Origin of the sequence: Streptomyces sp. NPDC046915 (genome assembly GCF_040644935.1) — a bacterium.
Lineage (GTDB): Bacteria > Actinomycetota > Actinomycetes > Streptomycetales > Streptomycetaceae > Streptomyces.
The window spans coordinates 433513-455642 of record NZ_JBEYXB010000003.1; the positions used below are offsets into that span (position 1 = coordinate 433513).

General features: G+C 68.2%; 20 protein-coding genes and 1 tRNA gene. 10 read left to right on the forward strand and 11 right to left on the reverse strand.

Translation table 11 applies throughout. The annotated features are described in order from the left end of the window. Nucleotides 1–101: 101 nt before the first annotated feature. Nucleotides 102–230, reverse strand: coding sequence for a DLW-39 family protein (locus ABZ915_RS10160; protein ID WP_003999697.1), 129 nt, complete (start codon nt 228–230; stop codon nt 102–104). A 250-nt stretch (nt 231–480) separates the two neighbouring features. Between ABZ915_RS10160 and ABZ915_RS10165 the strand changes: the two genes are divergently transcribed. Next, the gene (locus ABZ915_RS10165) at nt 481–807 is read left to right on the forward strand and encodes a DUF6344 domain-containing protein (protein WP_361798829.1); all 327 of its coding nucleotides are present in this window, start codon (nt 481–483) and stop codon (nt 805–807) included. 219 nt (nt 808–1026) lie between these two features. Here ABZ915_RS10165 and ABZ915_RS10170 read toward each other — a convergent pair whose 3' ends face one another. The 10 genes from ABZ915_RS10170 to dnaA form a co-directional block, all read right to left on the reverse strand. Further along, nucleotides 1027–1824, reverse strand: coding sequence for a maleylpyruvate isomerase family mycothiol-dependent enzyme (locus tag ABZ915_RS10170; protein WP_361798831.1), 798 nt, complete (start codon nt 1822–1824; stop codon nt 1027–1029). 144 nt (nt 1825–1968) lie between these two features. Next, nucleotides 1969–2045: transfer RNA gene (locus ABZ915_RS10175), tRNA-Ile, on the reverse strand. 89 nt (nt 2046–2134) lie between these two features. Continuing rightward, nucleotides 2135–2863, reverse strand: a complete 729-nt coding sequence (locus ABZ915_RS10180) for a DUF3566 domain-containing protein (RefSeq protein ID WP_361798834.1) — start codon at nt 2861–2863, stop codon at nt 2135–2137. Nucleotides 2864–2881: 18 nt separating this feature from the next. Next, on the reverse strand, nt 2882–5476 hold the full coding sequence (gene gyrA, locus ABZ915_RS10185) for a DNA gyrase subunit A (RefSeq protein ID WP_361798837.1): 2595 nt from the start codon (nt 5474–5476) through the stop codon (nt 2882–2884). Between the two features lie 42 nt (nt 5477–5518). Beyond that, nucleotides 5519–7579, reverse strand: coding sequence for a DNA topoisomerase (ATP-hydrolyzing) subunit B (gyrB, locus tag ABZ915_RS10190; RefSeq protein WP_361798840.1), 2061 nt, complete (start codon nt 7577–7579; stop codon nt 5519–5521). A gap of 397 nt (nt 7580–7976) precedes the next feature. Continuing rightward, on the reverse strand, nt 7977–8576 hold the full coding sequence (locus ABZ915_RS10195; RefSeq protein WP_361798843.1) for a DciA family protein: 600 nt from the start codon (nt 8574–8576) through the stop codon (nt 7977–7979). Next, entirely contained in the window at nt 8573–9694 is a 1122-nt protein-coding gene (gene recF / locus ABZ915_RS10200) for a DNA replication/repair protein RecF (RefSeq protein ID WP_361798846.1), read from the reverse strand. Before recF ends, ABZ915_RS10195 begins: the two co-directional genes overlap by 4 nt. 79 nt (nt 9695–9773) lie before the next feature. Then, a complete protein-coding gene (gnd, locus tag ABZ915_RS10205; protein WP_361798849.1) occupies nt 9774–10652 on the reverse strand; it encodes a phosphogluconate dehydrogenase (NAD(+)-dependent, decarboxylating) in 879 nt (292 codons plus the stop codon). A 150-nt stretch (nt 10653–10802) separates the two neighbouring features. Then, nucleotides 10803–11933 (reverse strand): DNA polymerase III subunit beta, encoded by a 1131-nt coding sequence (dnaN, locus tag ABZ915_RS10210; RefSeq protein WP_361798852.1) that lies wholly within the window; start codon nt 11931–11933, stop codon nt 10803–10805. Between the two features lie 865 nt (nt 11934–12798). Then, nucleotides 12799–14724 carry a chromosomal replication initiator protein DnaA gene (gene dnaA, locus ABZ915_RS10215; protein WP_361798855.1) on the reverse strand — a complete coding sequence of 642 codons (1926 nt, stop codon included), beginning with the start codon at nt 14722–14724 and terminating at the stop codon, nt 12799–12801. 374 nt (nt 14725–15098) lie between these two features. On the opposite strand from dnaA, the gene rpmH reads away from it, so the two are divergent. From rpmH to ABZ915_RS10260, 9 genes are all read left to right on the forward strand, one after another. Beyond that, entirely contained in the window at nt 15099–15236 is a 138-nt protein-coding gene (gene rpmH / locus ABZ915_RS10220; RefSeq protein ID WP_005482975.1) for a 50S ribosomal protein L34, read from the forward strand. Between the two features lie 20 nt (nt 15237–15256). Further along, the gene (gene rnpA / locus ABZ915_RS10225) at nt 15257–15628 is read left to right on the forward strand and encodes a ribonuclease P protein component (protein ID WP_361442064.1); all 372 of its coding nucleotides are present in this window, start codon (nt 15257–15259) and stop codon (nt 15626–15628) included. Continuing rightward, complete coding sequence (gene yidD / locus ABZ915_RS10230; protein WP_361798858.1) at nt 15625–15990, forward strand: membrane protein insertion efficiency factor YidD; 366 nt, start codon at nt 15625–15627, stop codon at nt 15988–15990. The genes rnpA and yidD overlap by 4 nt, the downstream gene beginning before the upstream one ends. 3 nt (nt 15991–15993) lie before the next feature. After that, nucleotides 15994–17283, forward strand: coding sequence for a membrane protein insertase YidC (yidC, locus tag ABZ915_RS10235; protein ID WP_361798861.1), 1290 nt, complete (start codon nt 15994–15996; stop codon nt 17281–17283). Between the two features lie 15 nt (nt 17284–17298). Then, complete coding sequence (locus ABZ915_RS10240) at nt 17299–17811, forward strand: R3H domain-containing nucleic acid-binding protein (RefSeq protein WP_361798864.1); 513 nt, start codon at nt 17299–17301, stop codon at nt 17809–17811. A gap of 117 nt (nt 17812–17928) precedes the next feature. Continuing rightward, a complete protein-coding gene (gene rsmG / locus ABZ915_RS10245; RefSeq protein WP_361798867.1) occupies nt 17929–18645 on the forward strand; it encodes a 16S rRNA (guanine(527)-N(7))-methyltransferase RsmG in 717 nt (238 codons plus the stop codon). Between the two features lie 293 nt (nt 18646–18938). Further along, on the forward strand, nt 18939–20012 hold the full coding sequence (locus tag ABZ915_RS10250; RefSeq protein ID WP_361799489.1) for a ParA family protein: 1074 nt from the start codon (nt 18939–18941) through the stop codon (nt 20010–20012). Further along, nucleotides 20009–21133 (forward strand): ParB/RepB/Spo0J family partition protein, encoded by a 1125-nt coding sequence (locus tag ABZ915_RS10255; RefSeq protein ID WP_361798870.1) that lies wholly within the window; start codon nt 20009–20011, stop codon nt 21131–21133. The genes ABZ915_RS10250 and ABZ915_RS10255 overlap by 4 nt, the downstream gene beginning before the upstream one ends. Nucleotides 21134–21446: 313 nt before the next feature. Then, nucleotides 21447–22064: a GNAT family N-acetyltransferase gene (locus tag ABZ915_RS10260; RefSeq protein WP_361798873.1), complete on the forward strand. Its 618-nt coding sequence runs from the start codon at nt 21447–21449 to the stop codon at nt 22062–22064. Nucleotides 22065–22130 lie beyond the last annotated feature (66 nt).

The window sequence follows — 22130 nt, forward strand, 5'->3', positions numbered from 1 at the left end:
CCGCCCCCTCGCGCTCGTACCGGACCGTCGCCCATCCTGCAACACGAAACCCCGACCGCGAGGGCGGTCGGGGCTTGCTCAGATTCCGGTTTTTCCGGTACTCACGAACCCGTGGGCACGGAGTCAGTCGCCTCCGTCCACAGATCCTGCTCGGCGCGATCCGCCTGGATCTGGCGGTACACGAGGAGCCCGCCGATGGCGGCCAGTGCGACCAGGAGAAGCTTCTTCACCGCGCGACCTCGTCTTTCGTTGACGTAGGGGACCTCTGGCGCCCGACTATACACACCGACCGATATCGATCGGTGACCTACATCGGTACGTCAACTTCCGCCCGTCTGAGATCAATTCTTGTCCTTTACGCCCATACGAGTGGTGTTCATCAGAACATCGCCGCGCCACGGGCGTCGGTCCACCACTTCGCGGCCCTCATACACATCATGAGGAAAGTACGCAAATCGCCCGACCTGAAAGTGAGGGGCCATGACCCAGAACAAGGTCATGAAGCTGTGGACCGCCATCATCACCGCATTCCTCGCGCTGTTCACGGCGCTCGGCCTCGCCACGGCGACCACCGCCGCGGCCGCACCGCAGACCCGGACCGAGGAACCGTGCGGCGAGACCGTACAGGTTTCGGCTCCGCTCCCGCCCCTCCTGTCCCGGTTGGTCGCTCCGTCCCTGCCCCCCACGATGAAGCAGCGCATCCAGGCCGAGGCCCACGGCAAGTCCCCCGGCTGCCGTCGCCAGTCCCCCAGCGACCAGGAAGCGTCCTCCTCTTCCTCCGAGCACAAGGCCCCCCTGCAGACCTGACGGAGCCGGGCAGCACACGAGCGACGTAACACGACACAACGGCGGTTTGCGTACAGCCACCCGCACAGAGAGACCCCCGACCGGCAGAACCGGTCGGGGGTCTCGTCGTACTGCGACGGGCCGTTCCCGCTGCCCCCCTGAACGCCAAAACCCCCAACCGCTATCAGTTGGGGGTCTTCCTGCTGGTGGCGCCAACAGGATCGCTCTACAGCACCCGCCCTACTCCTCCGGCTCCCACGCGCGGAGAAGGTCGAACAAACCTGCGTCTCCCTCGATCTGCACGGAGTCCGCCGGGATACGGTCGTACACGAAGAGGACCAGCTCACTGGCCGTGCCGCGAACGGAGACGCCGGCCGCGTCCGGGCCCTCGTCGGCAGCGGCGACAGGCGTCGTGCCGGGCGCGGGGATACGGGTGGAGCGTGCGCCGTCGCCGTCGACCGTGAGGCGCCAGGAGTGGCCCTCGGTGGCGTGGAAGTCGAAGGCAGTGGGCTTGTGCGGCCAGGCACTCGTCGTTGCGACGCAGGTGAACAGGAACTCCTCGACACCGTCGAGTGCCACCTCGTCCGGCAGCGGCTCCGGAGCACCCACAGTGACCTGGGCGTCGTAGGTGTGCACCGCCATCTGCTGGAGCTGGTGCCGGGCGACGGCGCCACAGGTCTGCGGCGACTGGGACGCACCCCACCACGTCCAGCAACCGCGATCCGGGCCGGCCTCCCGCAATGCGTCCAGCAGTTGCTCCGTGGACTCCGCCAACCAGGCCGGCAGGGCCTCCCGCTCCCGAGGCGCAGCCGGGTCGCCCTCCGCTGCGGACTTGGCCGGAGCAGGCCCTGCGGCGACGGTGGCGGCCCAGGCGCGGCGTCCCTCGCCGATGTGCTGCGCCAGATCGAACAGCGTCCACTCCGGGCAGGTCGGCACCTGCACGTCGAGGCTGGTCGCGGAGGCGACCACGGCGCGGAAGGCGCTCGACCGTTCGTCGATCAGTCGCAACAGAGCGGGGAACGCAAGTGTCGTTGTCACGTGGACTCTCTATCACCGTGTTCCGACAATCGGACAGTGATTTTCACAGCCGAGGCGGCGAGCGCGCGCCACGCGCCGTAAGGGGTTGATGTCAGTCGTAGATGTCAAAAACCCCCGGCCCATGTGGACCGGGGGTCTTCGTGATGGTGGGGCTAACAGGATTTGAACCTGTGGCCTCATCCTTATCAGGGATGCGCTCTAACCAACTGAGCTATAGCCCCGCCGCGCTGTGCGGTGTATGTCCCGCGCGCTGACTCCTGAAGATTAGCGCACGAGAGGGGCAGTCCCAAAATCGGTTGTCGGGGGTCCGTCACTCGTCTTCGGCGAGGGTCAGCTCGATGCCCCCGACGAAGCCCGCGGAGAGGTTGTAGATGAACGCGCCGAGCGTGGCGAGGGCGGTGGCCAGGACGACGTCGATGACCGCGATGATCGTCGCGAACGTCAGGACGTGCGGCAGCGACAGGAAGGCTTGCAGGTCGAAGCCGTTGGACTCGGTGGAGCCCGTGGCCTCCGAGATCTGGCCGCCGACCGTCGAGAAGACGCCCATCGCGTCCAGGACCATCCACAGCACCGCGGACGCGACGACCGTGCAGATGCCGATCGCGATGGAGAGCAGGAAACTGACCTTCATCACGGACCACGGGTCGGCCTTGGCCACCCGCAGCCGCGCCTTGCGCGTACGGGGCGTGGTGCGCGCTCCGGAACCGGTGCGCGGCCGGCGTACGGCCGCGCCGGGGCCCTGCGCCGGGTAGGCCTGCGGCGGGTGGTAGGGGCCGGAGGGCTGCTGCGGCTTGCGTTCCCCGGGCAGCGGCGAGGCCGCCTCGGGCGCCGGCCCGTCCTCACGGCCGCGGGCGTCCGCCACAGTTCCCCCCTGGGATCCATGCGAGTCGGGTGAGGGTGAGCCCGCCTTGACCGGCTTCAGGTTGGTCGTGTGCGGATCCGTCGGCTGCGCGGCGCTCGCGGCGGAGCCACGGCCGCCGCCGCCCGTTTCCGTACCCGTGGAGGTACCGGCCGACCCGGCGCCCGTGGCTCCGCTCACGATGACTCACTCCTCGTGCTACTCGTCCGAGGGCGCCTCACCCTCGTCCGTGCCGGTGGTCGCGGCACCCTCGGCGGTCTCGTCGACGGCCACGTCGCCGTCGACCTCCTCCGCCTCGCGTCCCGCCTCGGCGTTACGTGCGATACCGACCACGGCATCGCGCTTGCCCAGGTTGATCAGTTGGACGCCCATGGTGTCACGGCCCGTCTCCCTGACCTCGTTGACTCGCGTACGAATCACACCGCCGGAGAGGGTGATGGCGAGGATCTCGTCGAGTTCCTCCACCACCAGCGCGCCCACGAGCGATCCGCGGTCCTCCACGATCTTGGCGGCCTTGATACCGAGGCCACCGCGGCCCTGGACGCGGTACTCGTCGACGCGGGTCCGCTTCGCGTACCCGCCGTCTGTGGCAGTGAACACGAACGTACCGGTTCGAACAACATTCATCGAGAGCAGCTCGTCGCCCTCGCGGAAACTCATGCCCTTGACACCCGAGGTGGCACGGCCCATGGGCCGCAGGGTGTCGTCCGAGGCGGTGAACCTGATCGACTGCGCCTTCTTGCTGATCAAGAGCAGATCGTCGTCGGCCGAGACGAGTTCGGCTCCGATCAGTTCGTCGTCGGAACCGTCCGCGCTCTCCCGCAGATTGATCGCGATGACGCCACCGGAGCGGGGCGAATCGTAATCCTTCAGAGGCGTCTTCTTGACCAGACCGGCCTTGGTGGCCAGCACCAGGTACGGCGCCGCCTCGTAGTCCCGGATCGCGAGGATCTCGGCGATGGCCTCGTCCGGCTGGAAGGCCAGGAGGTTGGCCACGTGCTGCCCGCGCGCGTCCCGGCCGGCGTCGGGGAGCTCGTACGCCTTCGCCCGGTACACCCGGCCCTTGTTGGTGAAGAACAGCAGCCAGTGGTGCGTGGTCGAGACGAAGAAGTGGTCGACGATGTCGTCTTCCTTCAGCTTCGTGCCGCGCACGCCCTTGCCGCCGCGCTTCTGCGCCCGGTAGTCGTCCGTCTTGGTGCGCTTGACGTAGCCGCCGCGCGAGACGGTGACGACGATGTCCTCCTCGGCGATCAGGTCCTCGATGGACATGTCACCGTCGTAGGGCACCAGCATGGTCTTGCGGTCGTCGCCGTACTTCTCGACGATCGCGGCGAGCTCCTCGCTGACGATGCCGCGCTGGCGGACCGGCGAGGCCAGGATCGCGTTGTACTCGTTGATCTTCGCCTGGAGTTCGTCGTGCTCCTGGACGATCTTCTGCCGCTCCAGGGCGGCCAGGCGGCGCAGCTGCATCTCGAGGATGGCGTTGGCCTGGATCTCGTCGATCTCCAGGAGCTCCATCAGGCCCCCGCGCGCGATCTCGACGGTCTCACTGCGCCGGATCAGCGCGATGACCTCGTCGATGGCGTCCAGCGCCTTCAGCAGACCGCGCAGGATGTGCGCCCGCTCCTCCGCCTTGCGCAGCCTGAAGCGCGTACGGCGGACGACGACCTCGATCTGGTGCGTCACCCAGTGCCGGATGAACGCGTCCAGCGACAGCGTGCGCGGCACGCCGTCGACCAGCGCCAGCATGTTGGCGCCGAAGTTCGTCTGGAGGTCCGTGTGCTTGTAGAGGTTGTTCAGGACGACCTTGGCGACCGCGTCCCGCTTCAGGACGATGACCAGCCGCTGACCCGTGCGGGACGAGGTCTCGTCCCGCACGTCCGCGATCCCGCCGATCTTGCCGTCCTTGACGAGATCGGCGATCTTCTGGGCCAGGTTGTCGGGGTTCACCTGGTACGGCAGCTCCGTGACCACCAGGCACTGCCGGTTCTGGATCTCCTCGACCTCGACGACCGCGCGCATGGTGATCGAGCCGCGGCCCGTGCGGTAGGCCTCCTCGATGCCCTTGCGGCCGACGACGAGCGCGCCGGTCGGGAAGTCCGGGCCCTTGATGCGCTCGATGAGGGCGTCCAGGAGCTCCTCGTGCGAGGCCTCCGGGTTCTCCAGATACCACTGGGCGCCGGAGGCGACCTCGCGCAGGTTGTGCGGCGGGATGTTGGTCGCCATACCGACCGCGATACCGGCCGAGCCGTTGATCAGCAGGTTCGGGAAGCGGGCCGGCAGAACGGTCGGCTCCTGGGAGCGGCCGTCGTAGTTGTCCGTGAAGTCGACGGTCCCCTCGTCGATGTCACGGACCATCTCCATCGACAGCGGCGCCATCTTGCACTCGGTGTAGCGCATCGCCGCGGCGGGGTCGTTGCCCGGGGAACCGAAGTTGCCGTTGGAGTCCACCAGCGGCATGCGCATCGACCACGGCTGGGCGAGGCGCACCAGGGCGTCGTAGATCGAGGAGTCGCCGTGGGGGTGGTAGTTGCCCATGACGTCGCCGACGACGCGGGCGCACTTGTAGAAGCCGCGATCGGGGCGGTAGCCGCCGTCGTACATGGCGTACAGGACGCGGCGGTGGACGGGCTTGAGACCGTCACGGACGTCGGGCAGCGCGCGGGACACGATGACGGACATCGCGTAGTCCAGATACGAGCGCTGCATCTCCGTCTCGAGCCCGACGGGCTCGACGCGCATCGCGACTTCGCCGCCCTCTTCGGGGGTGACGGGAGTGTTCTCGTCGGCCATTGCTGGTGAAGATCCTTCCCTGTGCGGTCAGCTGAGACCGACTCAGATGTCGAGGAAGCGGACGTCCTTGGCGTTTCGCTGGATGAACTGGCGGCGGGCCTCGACGTCCTCGCCCATCAGGACCGAGAACAGGTCGTCGGCCTGGGCGGCGTCGTCGAGGGTGACCTGGCCGAGGACCCGGTGCTCCTGGTCCATCGTGGTCACGCGCAGCTCCTCGGCGTTCATCTCACCGAGGCCCTTGAAGCGCTGGATCGAGTCCTCGCGGACGCGCTTGCCGCGCTGCCGGCCCATCTCGATCAGCGCGTCACGCTCGCGGTCCGAGTAGGCGTACTCGATGTCGTCCCGGCCCCACTTGATCTTGTACAGCGGGGGACGGGACAGGTACACGTGCCCGGCCTCGACCAGTGGCCGCATGAAGCGGAACAGGAAGGTCAGCAGCAGGGTGCTGATGTGCTGGCCGTCGACGTCGGCGTCCGCCATCAAGATGATCTTGTGGTAGCGGAGCCGCTCGATGTCGAAGTCCTCGTGCACACCCGTGCCGAACGCGGAGATCAGCGCCTGGATCTCCTGGTTCTGCAGGATCTTGTCGATCCTGGCCTTCTCCACGTTGAGGATCTTGCCGCGGATCGGGAGGATCGCCTGGTACTCCGGGTTCCGGCCGGACTTGGCCGAGCCGCCGGCGGAGTCACCCTCGACGATGAAGATCTCGCACTTGGTCGGGTCGTTCGACTGGCAGTCGGAGAGCTTGCCCGGCAGGGACGCCGACTCCAGCAGGCCCTTGCGGCGGGTCAGGTCGCGGGCCTTGCGGGCCGCCACGCGCGCGGTGGCCGCCTGGATGCCCTTGCGGACGATGTCCGCGGCCTCCACCGGGTTGCGGTCCAGCCAGTCGTTGAGGTGCTCGTAGACCGCCTTCTGAACGAAGGTCTTGGCCTCCGTGTTGCCCAGCTTGGTCTTGGTCTGGCCCTCGAACTGCGGCTCGCTCAGCTTCACCGAGATGATCGCGGTCAGACCCTCGCGGATGTCGTCACCCGTGAGGTTGTCGTCCTTCTCGCGCAGCAGCTTCTTGTCGCGCGCGTACTTGTTGATCAGCGAGGTCAGCGCCGCACGGAAGCCCTCCTCGTGCGTGCCGCCCTCGTGGGTGTGGATGATGTTGGCGAACGAGTAGACGCCCTCGCTGTAGCCGCTGTTCCACTGCAACGCGACCTCGAGGGACAGGCTCTTGTCCCTGTCCTCGGCCTCGAGGTCGATGACCGAGGGATGCACCAGCTCTCCCTTGCGGGAGTTGAGGTACTTCACGAAGTCGACGATGCCGCCCTCGTAGTGGTACTTGACCGACTTGACCTCGGCCTTCTCGTCGGCGCCCGCCTCGTCCGCACCGGTCACGGCCTTCGCCGACTCGCGCTCATCAGTGAGTTTGATCGTCAAACCCTTGTTGAGGAACGCCATCTCCTGGAAGCGCCGCGAGAGCGTCTCGAAGGAGTACTCGGTGGTCTCGAAGATGTCCGGGTCGGCCCAGAAGGTGACCGAGGTGCCGGTCTCCTCCGTCGCCTCGTGCTGGGCGAGCGGGGCCGTCGGGACGCCCAGCTTGTAGTCCTGCGTCCAGCGGTGGCCGTCGGTCTTGATCTCGACGGAGACCTTGGTCGACAGGGCGTTCACGACGGAGACACCGACGCCGTGCAGACCGCCGGAGACCGCGTAGCCGCCGCCGCCGAACTTGCCGCCCGCGTGCAGCACGGTCAGCACGACCTCGACGGCCGGCTTCCCCTCGGAGGGGACGATGCCCACCGGGATGCCGCGGCCGTTGTCGACGACGCGCACGCCACCGTCGGCGAGGATCGTCACGTCGATGGTGTCCGCGTGGCCGGCCAGTGCCTCGTCGACGGAGTTGTCGACGACCTCCTGCACGAGGTGGTGCAGACCGCGCTCGCCGGTGGAACCGATGTACATACCGGGTCGCTTGCGGACCGCGTCCAGGCCCTCGAGGACGGTGATGGCGCTGGCGTCGTACGAGGCCGTGACCTCCCCGTTCGAGGAGGTCGCCGGGCCGTTCACGCCCGCGTCGGTGGACGGGATGTTCTCGTTGGGGTTGCCGGAATCGGCCACGAAGCGCCCTTTCTGGCACAGCACGAGCCGGGCTCGTCGGCGGGTTGCCGGAGCGGCTGCGGCATGTTGCGTTGGTAAGCCTTGATCAGCGTTGCTCAGCTTTTCCCGGACGGTCCCCACGTTTGGGGCGGGATTGGCTTCCAGTCTACCGGTAGCGCCGACAGTGATGGGGGTTTGCCGGTACCTGAGTACTCATGTGCCGCCCTCAACCGGTCTCCGCCGGGTCCCGATATACGGATGGGGGCTCCAAGAGGCTCACAGCGGCACTCAGCGCTTCGGGATGTCAACCCTTGGCTACTCAAGGGTCAGGTCGGGATTCGCAAGAGCGTGCGGTTGCACGCCGAACCACCGGGACGCACCCGCGGCAGCCCTCCATGGCCTTCCTGTGTGAGTTCTGTCACCCGTAGGTGTCACCGGGGCCCATGCTGCCCGGAGCCCGCAACGGGCCATAGCGACGGACGGGACCACCCGGCCCGAACACCTTGATCATCCGGACCGCACCGTGCCCGAGATCCTCGTTGAGCCGCGCGACCAGAGTCGGCGCCAGCAGCCGCAGATTCGTCGCCCACGCCGTCGAATCGCAGCGCACGACCAGCACCCGCTCGTCCTCGTCGTACTTCTCCGGCACACAGTGCTTGGCCACGTCCTCACCCACGATCTGCGGCCAGCGGCCCATCACACCGCCCACCGCGGCCGGGGTCTCCCAGCCCCGCTCGGTGATCAGCCGGTTGATCGCCGCACCGAGCGCCATCGGATCCCGGCCGTCCGCCCGCGCACCGGAACGCAGACCGCCCCGCCGCGCCTGCTTCTTCTGCTGCGCCGCGTCCCCACGCGCGCGTGCCTGCTCCTTCGCGGCACGCAGCGCCACCCGCGCCAGATCGACCCCCGAAGGCTCGGGCGCCTTCCCGGCAGTCGCGTCGGCCCCGGACGCCGCGTCGGGCCTGGGAGCCGCGTCAGGCCTGGGAGTCCTGTCGGAGCCGGGACCCTCGGTGCTCATACCCGCTCCACCTCCCCCTCGGACACGGCATACCGGACACCCGCCAGCACATGCGGCACGTCATCGTCGACCGCGGCCGTCACCAGCACCTGCTCGCCGGGAGCCACCAGCTCCGCCAGCCGCTCACGGCGCCGGGCGTCCAGCTCGGCGAAGACGTCGTCGAGGACCAGCACCGGCTCGTTGCCCTCCGCACGCAGCAGGTCGTACGACGCCAGGCGCAGCGCCAGCGCATAGGACCAGGACTCGCCGTGCGACGCGTACCCCTTGGCGGGCAGCTGACCGAGTTTGAGAACCAGATCGTCACGGTGCGGGCCCACGAGGGTGACGCCCCGCTCGATCTCCTGCTTGCGCGCGTCGGCCAGGGCCGCCATCAGCTGGGCGTAGAGGTCCTCACGCGTGTGCGCCTCGCCCGGCGCCGACGGCTTGTACTCCAGGGCGACCGGGCCACCGCCGGGAGCCAGTTGCTCGTACGCCTTGTCGGCGAGCGGCTGGATCGCGGCGATCAGGTCGAGCCGCTGGGCGAGCAGCTCGCCACCCGCGCGCGCGAGGTGCTGGTCCCACACGTCCAGCGTGGACAGGTCCATGGAGCGGCCGCCGTGCCGCCGGGCCAGCGCCGCCGACTTCAGCAGCGTGTTGCGCTGCTTGAGCACCCGCTCGTAGTCGGAACGGACGCCGGCCATGCGCGGCGAGCGCGCGGTGATCATCTCGTCCAGGAAACGGCGCCGCTCGCCGGGATCACCCTTGACCAGGGCGAGGTCCTCCGGCGCGAACAGCACCGTGCGTACGATCCCCAGCACGTCCCGCGGCCTGACCTGCGAGGACCGGTTGATCCGGGCGCGGTTGGCCCTGCCGGGGTTCAGCTCCAGCTCGACCAGCTGCTGCCGCTCGCCCTGCCGGACCTGGGCACGGATGATCGCGCGATCGGCGCCCATGCGCACCAGCGGGGCGTCGGAGGCGACCCGGTGACTGCCGAGGGTGGCGAGATAGCCGATCGCCTCGACGAGATTCGTCTTGCCCTGCCCGTTCGGGCCGACGAAGGCCGTGACGCCCGGGTCCAGCGGGACCTCGACCCGGGCGTACGAGCGGAAGTCGGCCAGCGACAGATGCGTGACGTGCATGGTCGTTCGCCGACCTCCCCCAGGCTTGTGGATCGCCGCGCGACCCTGTGGACAACTTCTTCCGGCTTCGCCGAGTCCGCTACGGCTTCTTCTCGACCGCGTGGCCGCCAAACTGGTTGCGCAGCGCGGCGATCATCTTCATCTGCGGGGAGTCCTCCTGGCGCGAGGCGAACCGCGCGAACAGCGACGCGGTGATCGCCGGCAGCGGCACCGCGTTGTCTATGGCGGCTTCCACAGTCCAGCGTCCCTCGCCCGAGTCCTGTGCATAACCCCGCAGCCGCTCCAGGTGCTCGTCCTCGTCCAGGGCGTTGACCGCGAGGTCGAGCAGCCAGGAACGGATGACCGTGCCCTCCTGCCAGGACCGGAAGACCTCGCGGACGTTCTCCACGGAGTCGACCTTCTCCAGCAGCTCCCAGCCCTCGGCGTAGGCCTGCATCATCGCGTACTCGATGCCGTTGTGGACCATCTTCGCGAAGTGGCCCGCGCCGACCTTGCCGGCGTGCACGGCGCCGAGGTCGCCCTCCGGCTTGAGCGCGTCGAACACCGGCCGCACTCTGGCGACGTGCTCGGCGTCACCGCCGTACATCAGCGCGTACCCGTTCTCCAGGCCCCAGACGCCGCCGGAGACACCGCAGTCCACGAAGCCGATGCCCTTGGCGGCCAGCTCCTGGGCGTGCCGCTCGTCGTCCGTCCAGCGGGAGTTGCCGCCGTCCACGACCACGTCACCGGGCTCCAGGAGCTCGGCGAGCTCGTCGATCGTGGACTGGGTGGGCTCGCCGGCCGGGACCATCACCCAGACCACGCGCGGGCCGGGAAGCTTGCCCACAAGCTCTTCCAGGCTGTGGACATCCGCGAGGTCAGCGTTGCGGTCGTATCCGACGACGGTGTGGCCCGCGCGGCGGATCCGCTCGCGCATGTTGCCGCCCATCTTGCCGAGGCCGACGAGACCGAGCTCCATCAGTTGTGTTCCTTAGGTCGCTGTGTGGCGTGTGAGGCACTGTCGTACCCGTGTCCGAGCCTAAACCCGGACGCTCACGCACAGCTGTGGGCATACGCGCTCATTCGTATGCCCTCACCTGGGGCTTTGCCGGAGGTCGCGATCAGCCGGTCAGCCGCTGAGCCGCACCGGCATGATCAGGTACTTGTAGGCCTCGTCCGCCTCGGCGTCCACCGCCGGCTTGCCGCTGAGCAGCGCGGGCTTGGTGGACGTCGTGAACGACAGCTGGGCCACCGGGGAGTCGATCGCGCTCAGCCCGTCCAGCAGGAAGGTCGGGTTGAAGGCGATGGAGATGTCGTCGCCGTCCAGCTGGGCGTCGACCCTTTCCACAGCCTGTGCGTCGTCGCTGGAACCCGCCTCCAGGATGAGCACGCCCTGCTCGAAGCTCAGCCGCACCGGGGTGTTCCGCTCGGCGACCAGGGCCACACGCTTGACGGCCTCCACGAAGGGGGCGGTCTCGATCACGGCGACGGAGTTGAACTCGGTCGGGAACAGCGTGCGGTACTTCGGGAGGTCGCCCTCCAGCAGACGCGTGGTCGTCCGCCGCCCGGCGCCCTCGAAACCGATCAGGCCCTCGCCCGCGCCCGAGCCGGACAGCGCCAGGATGACGTTGTCGCCGCTGGTCAGCGCCTTGGCGGTGTCCTGGAGCGTCTTGGCGGGGACCAGGGCGACCGCGGAGACGTCCGGGTTCTCCGGCTTCCACAGGAACTCGCGGACCGCGAAGCGGTAGCGGTCGGTGGAGGCCAGCGTGACCGTGTCGCCCTCGATCTCGATGCGCACACCGGTGAGGACGGGCAGCGTGTCGTCGCGGCCGGCGGCGATGGCGACCTGCTGCACGGCGGAGGCGAAGACCTCGCCGGGGACCGTGCCGGTCGCGTTCGGCATCTGGGGCAGCGCCGGGTACTCCTCCACAGGCAGTGTGTGGAGCGTGAACCGCGAGGAGCCGCAGACCACGGTCGCCCGTACACCGTCTGTGGAAATCTCCACCGGACGGTTGGGCAGGGCGCGGGAGATGTCGGCGAGCAGGCGGCCGGAGACGAGGACCGTGCCCTCCTCCTCGACCTCCGCCTCGACGGACACGCGCGCGGAGACCTCGTAGTCGAAGCTGGACAGGCTCAGATGGCCGTCCTCGGCCTTCAGGAGCAGGCCGGCGAGCACAGGCGCCGGCGGACGGGCCGGGAGGCTGCGTGCCGCCCACGCCACTGCCTCCGCGAGTACGTCGCGTTCCACCCGGATCTTCACCGTAAGCCGCCTCCTGCGCTGCTGTTGCCTCTGAGTCCTCCGACTCGGTGTCGCCGCCCACTGGGACGGGAAGGACACCGGGGACCAGTCTGACGCACCGCACTGACAGTAGGTGCCTGTCGGGGTCAAGTCGCTCCGAGGGGCAGCCGGGCTCGAGACGGCGAGTTGTGCACAGGCCCCGCTTCGAAACGGATTTCCCGCTCTCTCTAGTCGGGAGTAGTAGTAGGGCCTGTGGATACCGTGGATAACCACGTTTTCCCAGCTCAGGGCCCATTTTTTATCCACTGACCCTGTGGGTGACGGCGGTGGACAACCGAGGGTTTCTGTGGAGAACAGAAAGTTCTGCACACACCGCCCACAGCCCGAGGGCAGTTCTCCCCAGCTGCGTCCCCAGATTTACCCACGTTTCCCACACCCCAACCCGGCACCTTGGTGTGACGCCTTTCACTCGACGCGGTGATCGGGTGCGTCGCGTTGCCGAACAGTGGACAGCCATGTGGAGAAGCGGGCGATCGCTGGGGACAACCGGCTCCAAGCTGTGGGTTGCCGGTGGACAACTTCGTGCACAGCCTGTGGATCCTCGCTTCGTCCACAGTCTGTGGAGATCCTTCGTCCACCGATCCACAGGCACATGAGCTGGGCTGATGAGCTTTCAACCGCACAGCCTGTGGATGGTTTCGGGACAACTCCACAGTCCCCAGCATGTGGACGCAAAAAAGTGCCCGAATCTGTGGAGGGCGGCCGTAACCCGGCGGGTAATCGAACACCGGATGGCCGCGGCATGACGAAGGGCGCCCCCGGGATCTCCTCCCGAGGGCGCCCTCAGCGCTGTCGTAGGCCCGCGCCGGCCGTTCGCAGGGCCGTGTCAGCCGTTCTTGATGCGGTTGGTCAGCTCGGTGACCTGGTTGTAGATGGACCGGCGCTCGGCCATCAGCGCGCGGATCTTGCGGTCGGCGTGCATCACGGTCGTGTGGTCGCGGCCGCCGAACTGCGCGCCGATCTTGGGCAGCGACAGGTCGGTGAGCTCACGGCACAGGTACATGGCGATCTGCCGGGCGGTCACCAGGGCACGGCCGCGCGAGGTGCCGCACAGGTCCTCGACCGTGAGGCCGAAGTAGTCCGCGGTCGCGGCCATGATCGCGGTGGCCGTGATCTCGGGGGCCGCGTTCTCGCCGCCGGGGATGAGGTCCTTGAGGACGATCTCCGTCAGGCCCAGGTCCACCGGCTGCCGGTTGAGCGAGGCGAACGCCGTCACCCGGATCAGCGCGCCCTCCAGCTCGCGGATGTTGCGCGAGATCCGGGAGGCGATGAACTCCAGCACCTCCGGCGGGGCGTTGAGCTGCTCCTGCACCGCCTTCTTGCGCAGGATCGCGATGCGCGTCTCCAGCTCGGGCGGCTGGACGTCCGTGATCAGGCCCCACTCGAAACGGTTCCGCAGCCTGTCCTCCAGCGTGACCAGCTGCTTGGGCGGCCGGTCGCTGGAGAGCACGATCTGCTTGTTGGCGTTGTGGAGCGTGTTGAAGGTGTGGAAGAACTCCTCCTGCGTCGACTCCTTGTCCGCCAGGAACTGGATGTCGTCGACGAGCAGGATGTCCATCTCGCGGTAGCGCTTGCGGAAGCTGTCGCCCTTGCCGTCGCGGATGGAGTTGATGAACTCGTTGGTGAACTCCTCGGAGCTCACGTACCGCACCCGCGTGCCCGGGTAGAGGCTGCGCGCGTAGTGCCCGATCGCGTGCAGCAGGTGCGTCTTGCCGAGGCCGGACTCCCCGTAGATGAAGAGGGGGTTGTACGCCTTCGCGGGCGCTTCGGCGACGGCGACCGCGGCCGCGTGCGCGAAGCGGTTGGAGGCGCCGATGACGAAGGTGTCGAAGAGGTACTTCGGGTTCAGCCGCGCGGTGGGCTCCCCCGGACCGGTCGCCGGCGCGGGCTGCGCGGCCAGCGGGCCGGGGGCGCCGGTCGTGGGCAGGTTCGGGCCCACGGGTCCGCCGCGGTGCACGTGACCGGCTCCGGCCGGCGGCTCCGGGCGCTCGCGGCGGGCCGGGTCGCGCTGGTCGTAGTCGATGCGGGAGGGGTCGATGCGGGAGGGGTCGTACTCGGAGCGCGGCTTGTCGTAGTCCGGGCGCGGCTTGTCGTAGTCCGGACGCGGCTTGTCGTACGGCTGCTCGTACGGCTGGTCGTACGACGGGCGGTCCATCGCCGGCGGGCGGTAGTCCTGGGGCGGGGCTCCGTAGGCGTCGCGGTGCGGCTCACCGTAGGTGTCCGGCGGGGACGCGTACGGGTCGCGCTCGGGGAAGCCCAGGCGCTGCTGCTGCCAGCCGTAGTCGTCGTGGGTCGGGCGCGGCCAGGCGCCGGGCTCGGGCCGCTGGTACTCCGACGGGTAGGCGGGCCGGGCGGTGGGGAGCTGGTCGTCGGCCCGGTGGCGGCCGTATCCCTCGTACTGTCCGGTGGGGAGCTCGGGCTCCTCGTAGCGCGGCTGCGGCTGGGCGGGGGGCGCGGGTGGAGCCGGGGGCTCGCCCGCGGAGTCGTCGACGGTGATCGCGATCCGGATGGGGCGGCCGCACTCGCGGCTCAGGGTCTCGCTGACGATCGGGGCCAGACGGCCTTCCAGTACGCCCTTCGCGAATTCGTTCGGTACGGCGAGCAGGGCGGTGTCCGCGACGAGCGCGAGGGGCTGGCAGCGTCGGATCCAGTGCTCGTCCTTGGCCTCCACGCCCTGCCCGCGGCCCTCACCGAGGAGCTGCTCGAGTACTCGTGGCCACACTGCGGCAAGATCGGCAGGTACGTCAGCCACAGGGCACGCTCTCTCACAGGTCCCACGAACGTGTGGTTGTGGGACGGGTCGGGATGTAGATCGGTGGGGCAGGGGGACAAAGGAACGAATCGGAGTCCAGTCACGGTAGTCAGGGCGGCGGGTACGGTTCAAGTTGTTGTCCCCAGCCTGTGGATAGTGTCTCTCCGTGACACTCGGTTTGACCGGATGGCGTAGCCCCGCGTACCGTAACCAGGTCGAGTTGTCGATGGCTGCTGCCGCCTGCCTCCGATGGGCACAGATCGCTGAAGGTGATCGGGAAGCGGTGCACTCGGGCGTGATGCGAGCTACTCGTGGGCGCACGGTGACAGCCAGGACGGCACCCCGCCACTACCGAATTTCTCTGGAGCCCCCGAGTGAGCAAGCGCACCTTCCAGCCGAACAACCGTCGTCGCGCGAAGACCCACGGCTTCCGCCTGCGGATGCGTACCCGTGCCGGACGCGCGATTCTCGCGAACCGTCGCAGCAAGGGTCGCGCCAGCCTGTCCGCCTGATCTGATCAGGTCATGACGTCGTGCTGCCTACCGAGCATCGGCTGAGGCGGCGCGAGGACTTCGCGACCGCGGTACGACGGGGTCGTCGGGCAGGCCGCCCGACGCTCGTCGTCCACCTACGTAGCGGTGCCACGGACCCGCACGCGCCTGGGGAGAGCGCTCCCCCGACGCGTGCGGGTTTCGTCGTGAGCAAGGCCGTGGGCGGCGCGGTCGTGCGTAACCAAGTGAAGCGCAGACTTCGCCATCTGATGCGTGACCGAGTCGTCCTGTTTCCCCCCGGTAGCCTGGTAGTCGTACGAGCGCTGCCCGGAGCGGGCGACGCAGACCACGCACAGCTGGCCCGAGACCTGGATGCCGCCGTTCAGCGGCTGCTGGGAGGGGGCGCGCGATGAAGTACCCGCTACTGGCTCTGATCAAGCTGTACCAGTGGACGATCAGCCCACTGCTCGGACCGGTGTGCAAGTACTACCCGTCGTGCTCCCACTACGGCTACACGGCCATCGACCGGCATGGTGCGCTCAAGGGCACGGCACTCACCGCCTGGCGCATCCTGCGGTGCAATCCGTGGTCGCTGGGCGGGGTGGACCATGTTCCGCCGCGCAAGCGCCCGCGGTGGCACGAAATGCTGCGTGACGCCTGGCGCGCACGCAGGGGCGGGCCCTCCGCCGCCGAACCGGCCCTCGAAGGGGAGCTCCTTTCCGAGCCTTCCTCGAGCCCGGCCGCAGAGACCTCGTCCCATGCCCAAGGAGCATGATTAGTGGACACGATTGCCAGCCTCTTCAGCTTCATCACGACACCCGTTTCATGGGTCATCGTCCAGTTCCACACGGTGTACGGCGCCATTTTCGGGCCTGACACCGGTTGGGCCTGGGGCTTGTCCATCGTGTCCTTGGTGATTCTGATCCGCATCTGCCTGATCCCGCTCTTCGTGAAGCAGATCAAGGCGACCCGGGCCATGCAGACGCTCCAGCCCGAGATGAAGAAGATCCAGGAGCGCTACAAGAACGACAAGCAGCGTCAGTCCGAAGAGATGATGAAGCTGTACAAGGAGTCGGGTACCAACCCGCTCTCCTCGTGCCTTCCCATCCTGGCGCAGTCTCCGTTCTTCTTCGCCCTGTACCACGTGCTCAACGGCATCGCGTCGGGCACGACCATCGGTGTCATCAACGAGTCGCTGCTGGCCAGTGCCCGTCAGGCGCACATCTTCGGGGCCCCGCTGGCCGCGAAGTTCAAGGACGGCTCCGCCACCGTCCAGGCCCTGGGCGCCACGGTCACGGATGTGCGGGTCGTCACCGCTGTCATGATCGTCATGATGTCGGCGTCGCAGTTCTACACGCAGCGCCAGCTGATGACGAAGAACGTCGACACGACCGTGAAGACGCCGTTCATGCAGCAGCAGAAGATGCTGATGTACGTCTTCCCCGTCATGTTCGCCGTCTTCGGTATCAACTTCCCGGTCGGTGTCCTCGTCTACTGGCTGACCACCAACGTGTGGACCATGGGCCAGCAGATGTACGTGATCCACAACAACCCGACCCCGGGTTCCAAGGCCCAGGCCGCTTATCTGGAGCGTCTGACCAAGCACGTCACGCACCACGGCAAGGTCGGCCGGCGGAGCGAGAAGGCCATCGTCAAGGCGATCGTCGCCAAGGGCCGCGACCGCAACGAGTTCGAGCGCAAGTTCATCAACGGTCTGACCAAGGCGGGCCTCGCGGCCCAGGCCGACGGGTCCGTGGTGAAGAGCGAGGGCCAGGCCGTGGTGGAGACCGAGGACGGTGTGACCACCGCCACCACCACGACTGCCGCCGCCAAGCGGCAGCAGCCCAAGCGGCAGAGCAAGGCCCAGCGCCAGTCCGGCAGCACCAAGCAGGCGGGTGACGCTGAGCCGTCCACGTCGCTGGAGAAGTCCGAGGAGCCCGAGGACGCCAAGCCTGCCGCCGCCGCCGAGAAGGCCGCCCCGAAGTCCGGCAGCGGCACCCGCAGCAAGGCCCAGTCCGGCCAGCGCAAGGGTGGCCCGCAGCGGCCCAAGTCCCCGTCCAAGAAGTAAGAAGGAGCCCATCCCGTGACGGAAGGCACCACCTCCGCCGCTGCCGAGGGTGCAGACACCCTTACCCGCCTGGAGCAGGAGGGCGAGATCGCGGCGGACTACCTCGAGGGCCTGCTGGACATCGCCGACCTCGACGGCGACATCGACATGGATGTCGAGGCCGACCGTGCCTCTGTGTCGATCATCAGCGACGCGGGCACCCGCGACCTGCAGAAGCTGGTCGGCCGGGACGGTGAGGTACTGGAGGCGCTGCAGGAGCTGACGCGGCTGGCCGTGCACCGGGAGACCGGGGACCGCAGCAGGCTGATGCTGGACATCGCCGGCTACCGGGCCAAGAAGCGCTCCGAGCTGTCCGAGCTGGGCGCCAAGGCCGCCGCGGAGGCCAAGAACAGCGGCGAGCCCGTGAAGCTCAAGCCGATGACCCCGTTCGAGCGGAAGGTCGTGCACGACGCGGTGAAGGCCGCGGGTCTGAGCAGCGAGTCCGAGGGCGAGGAGCCGCAGCGCTTCGTCGTCGTGCTGCCCAACTGATTCGGTTCGTACGTCCCCTCGGCCCCGTCTGTTGCGCAGGCGGGGCCGAACTTTGTCAGCCTGGTAGTTCTGGTGGTCGGCGCGTGCGTGCCGATGCTGTAGGGAAGGACGGTCCCCGTGACGGAGGCAGCGGAGCTCCCCCCTGCGCCTGAGCAGGCGCGGGAGGTGTTCGGTGATCGCTTCGCCGATGCGGTGCGCTATGCGGAGCTGCTCGCCGAAGCCGGTGTGCAGCGTGGGCTGATCGGCCCCCGTGAGGTGCCTCGCCTCTGGGAGCGGCATCTGCTGAACTGCGCGGTGCTCTCGGAGGTGGTTCCGGAGGGCGTGACCGTGTGTGATGTCGGCTCTGGTGCCGGTCTGCCCGGGATTCCCCTGGCGCTCGTCCGAGGCGATCTGAAGATCACCCTGTTGGAGCCGCTCCTTCGGCGTACCAACTTCCTGACCGAGGTCGTCGAGCTACTGGGCCTGGACCATGTGACCGTAGTGCGCGGCCGTGCCGAGGAGGTCATGGGCAGGGTCCAGCCGGTGCATGTGGTCACGGCCCGTGCGGTGGCTCCCCTGGACCGGCTGGCCACGTGGGGCATCCCACTGCTGAGGCCCTACGGCGAGATGCTCGCGCTCAAGGGGGACACCGCGGAGGAGGAGCTGAAGGCCGCGACCGTCGCGTTGAGCAAGCTCGGTGCGGTGTCGACGTCCATCCTTCAGGTCGGTGAGGGAGTGGTGGATCCCCTGTCCACCGTGGTGCGGGTCGAGGTGGGCGAAAGCCCGGGAGGTGTTCGCTTCGCGGCCAAGCGGGCCAAGGCGGCCCGTACGGGACGAGCGCGCAGGCGTCGGTGAGGGCGTCAGGACGGATCGGCCGCGCTGATCCGTCCTGACGACGAGACGTACTCCACACAAGCTGCCAAACCTATGCATGACGGAGTGTCGCGACAGTCCGGACGCGCTCGCTGTGCATCGTGTTTCACGTGAAACGTCGCTCACTGCTGCACGGCATCATCAGTCGCGGTCGGGCCGCGGCCGAACCGCGGGACCGGAAGCCTCTCGGCTCGCTCGGAGAGGTAACGGAGTTGTCCACAGAGGTGGATTTCTCCACAGAACGACAGGCCTCACTGGTTCACGACCCCGAAGGCATGGGAGGCTCTGTGTATTGCGAGCCTGAAGTCGAGGAGAGTGAATCCTTGCGGTCCGACGCCAACATCGCGGGACCGATGACCGATCCGGTCCCCGGTCCCCGTACCGAGTCGATGGGGGCGGATGTTTCACGTGAAACACCGCCTCCGATGGACGACACTCCCATCGGTCGTGCTGCCCAACTTGCGGTGGAGGCTCTCGGCCGTGCCGGTGAAGGCCTGCCACGGCCTGAGCAGACCCGGGTCATGGTGGTCGCCAACCAGAAGGGCGGCGTCGGCAAGACGACGACGACCGTCAACCTTGCCGCTTCGCTGGCTCTGCACGGCGGCCGTGTCCTGGTGGTCGACCTCGATCCGCAGGGCAACGCGTCCACTGCCCTCGGTATCGACCACCACGCCGAAGTTCCGTCCATCTATGACGTCTTGGTCGAGAGCAGGCCCCTGGCGGAGGTCGTCCAGCCTGTTCCCGATGTCGAGGGACTGTTCTGTGCCCCGGCCACGATCGATCTCGCCGGTGCGGAGATCGAGCTGGTGTCCCTGGTGGCGCGGGAGAGCCGGCTGGAGCGGGCGATCCGGGCCTATGAGCAGCCGCTGGACTACATCCTCATCGACTGCCCGCCATCGCTCGGCCTGTTGACGGTCAACGCGTTGGTCGCCGGCCAGGAGGTCCTCATCCCGATCCAGTGCGAGTACTACGCGTTGGAGGGCCTGGGTCAACTGCTGCGCAATGTCGACCTGGTGCGGGGGCACCTCAACCCCGACCTGCATGTATCGACGATCCTGCTCACCATGTACGACGGCCGGACGCGGCTCGCGTCCCAGGTCGCGGACGAGGTGCGCACCCACTTCGGCGACGAGGTGCTGCGGACGAGCATTCCCCGGTCGGTCCGCATCTCCGAGGCGCCGAGTTACGGCCAGACGGTACTGACGTACGATCCAGGTTCGAGCGGTGCCCTCTCCTATCTTGAGGCCGCACGAGAAATCGCGCTGAAGGGTGTCGGCGTCAGCTACGACCCGATTCAGGCCCACATCGGCGCACAGAGCAATCCGAGCATGGTGGAGGGGATCCAGTGAGCGAGCGACGGAGGGGGCTGGGCCGTGGTCTCGGGGCACTGATTCCTGCTGCCCCGACGGAGAAGAACCCGCCCTCGGCCCCGGTGGGGGGTGCAGCATCCTCGTCCCCGTCCCCCGCGACGGTGCCGGTCCTGATGGCCGATCGGGGAGTGGCCGCGGCGAAGGTGGCCACGCTGCCTCCCGTTCCCGAGGAGACCGAGGAGCTTCCGGTTCATGGAGCCGGGGAGGTGCCCGCGCCCCCGATGGGTGCGCACTTCGCCGAGATCCCCCTCGACTCCATCACGCCGAACCCTCGCCAGCCGCGTGACGTCTTCGACGAGGACGCGCTCCAGGAGCTCGTCACCTCCATCCAGGAAGTCGGCCTTCTCCAGCCCGTCGTCGTACGGCAGCTGGGTCCCGACCACTACGAGCTCATCATGGGTGAGCGGCGCTGGCGGGCCTGCCGTGAGGCCGGGCTCGAGGCGATCCCGGCGATCGTACGGGCCACGGAGGACGAGAAGCTCCTCCTGGACGCACTGCTGGAGAACCTGCACCGGGCACAGCTGAACCCGCTGGAAGAGGCGGCCGCCTACGACCAGTTGCTGAAGGACTTCAACTGCACCCACGACCAGCTGGCGGACCGCATCGGGCGTTCCCGCCCGCAGGTCTCCAACACGCTGCGTCTGCTGAAGCTCTCGTCGGCCGTGCAGAAGCGGGTGGCCGCCGGTGTGCTCTCCGCCGGACATGCCCGAGCGCTGCTCTCGGTCGAGGACTCGGAGGAGCAGGACCGGCTGGCCCACCGGATCGTGGCCGAGGGGCTTTCCGTGCGGGCGGTCGAGGAGATCGTGACGCTGATGGGCTCGCGGCCGCAGAAGGCGCAGCGCTCGAAGGGGCCGCGGGCCGGTGCCCGGGTCTCCCCGGCGCTGACCGATCTCGCCACCCGACTGTCGGATCGCTTCGAGACTCGGGTGAAGGTCGACCTGGGGCAGAAGAAGGGCAAGATCACGGTCGAGTTCGCCTCCATGGAGGACCTGGAGCGGATCCTGGGCACACTCGCTCCGGGCGAGGGGCAGGTCCTCCAGAAGGGCCTTCATGACGGTGAGTCCTCGGCGTCCTCGGAGTCCGAGGACACGGAGGACTGACGGCGCGGTTGATCCGCGCGGGCAGGGGAGCGGATCGTGTCCGGTAAGTACCGGAACACGGTCCGCTCTTTGCTTTCAGGCGGTTTCTAGGCAATCGCATCGTGGATACGATGCGATCGGGTATGGCGCATCCACCTGACGGCACCTCTGAGTGGGAGGCGGGGGCCATGCGATCGGTGAGCCGCACCGGACTGGTGAGCGCGGGTCTCGGGCTCGGCGCGGTCGGCGGGTTCGTCGGCAGTCTGCTCAGGGAACGGAGCGCACTGACAGCCGCTCGCGAGACCGCGGGCGAAGGAAGCGAGGAACAGCCTTCATGGGGCGCCGGCTCGTACCGCTCACGTTGGACAACCTTCAGGACCTTCCCAAGCGCTGTCGCTCGTGCGTCTTCTGGGAACTGGACCCGGTCAGCGGCGAGGCCGCGGTAAAGGCAGGGACAGCTGCTCTGGAGAAGGAGGCGTGGATCTCCGCCGTCCTGCTGGACTGGGGATCCTGCGGCCGGGTGGTCTATGTCGATGACATCCCGGTGGGCTTCGTGCTCTACGCTCCCCCCGCCTATGTCCCCCGGTCCACCGCGTTCCCCACGAGTCCGGTGTCCCCGGACGCGGTGCAGCTGATGACGAGCTTCATCATGCCGGGCTATCAGGGGCAGGGGCTCGGCCGGGTGATGGTCCAGACGGTTGCCAAGGATCTCCTGCGCCGCGGCTTCAAAGCCATCGAGGCGTTCGGCGATGCCCGCTGGAAGGAACCGGCCTGTCTGCTGCCCGCCGATCATCTGCTGGCCGTGGGTTTCAAGACGGTCCGGCAGCACCCCGCACATCCCCGGCTGCGGCTGGAGCTCAGATCGACGCTCTCCTGGAAGGAAGACGTGGAGATGGCGCTCGACCGGCTGCTGGGAGCCGTACAGAAGGAACCGGCCCTGCGACCCCTCTGAAGCAGCGGGGGCAGCTCCTCCAAAACAGATGGGCCAACCCCGAGGGGTTGGCCCATTCGTGTTTCA

Bases quoted from the DNA above. Each gene is read 5' to 3' on its own strand.
- yidD (WP_361798858.1), top strand. From the start codon at position 15,625: ATGAAGTACCCGCTACTGGCTCTGATCAAGCTGTACCAGTGGACGATC.
- ABZ915_RS10195 (WP_361798843.1), bottom strand. From the start codon at position 8,576: ATGAGCACCGAGGGTCCCGGCTCCGACAGGACTCCCAGGCCTGACGCG.
- ABZ915_RS10250 (WP_361799489.1), top strand. From the start codon at position 18,939: ATGGGAGGCTCTGTGTATTGCGAGCCTGAAGTCGAGGAGAGTGAATCC.
- ABZ915_RS10165 (WP_361798829.1), top strand. From the start codon at position 481: ATGACCCAGAACAAGGTCATGAAGCTGTGGACCGCCATCATCACCGCA.
- ABZ915_RS10260 (WP_361798873.1), top strand. From the start codon at position 21,447: ATGGGGCGCCGGCTCGTACCGCTCACGTTGGACAACCTTCAGGACCTT.
- gnd (WP_361798849.1), bottom strand. From the start codon at position 10,652: ATGGAGCTCGGTCTCGTCGGCCTCGGCAAGATGGGCGGCAACATGCGC.
- recF (WP_361798846.1), bottom strand. From the start codon at position 9,694: ATGCACGTCACGCATCTGTCGCTGGCCGACTTCCGCTCGTACGCCCGG.
- gyrA (WP_361798837.1), bottom strand. From the start codon at position 5,476: ATGGCCGACGAGAACACTCCCGTCACCCCCGAAGAGGGCGGCGAAGTC.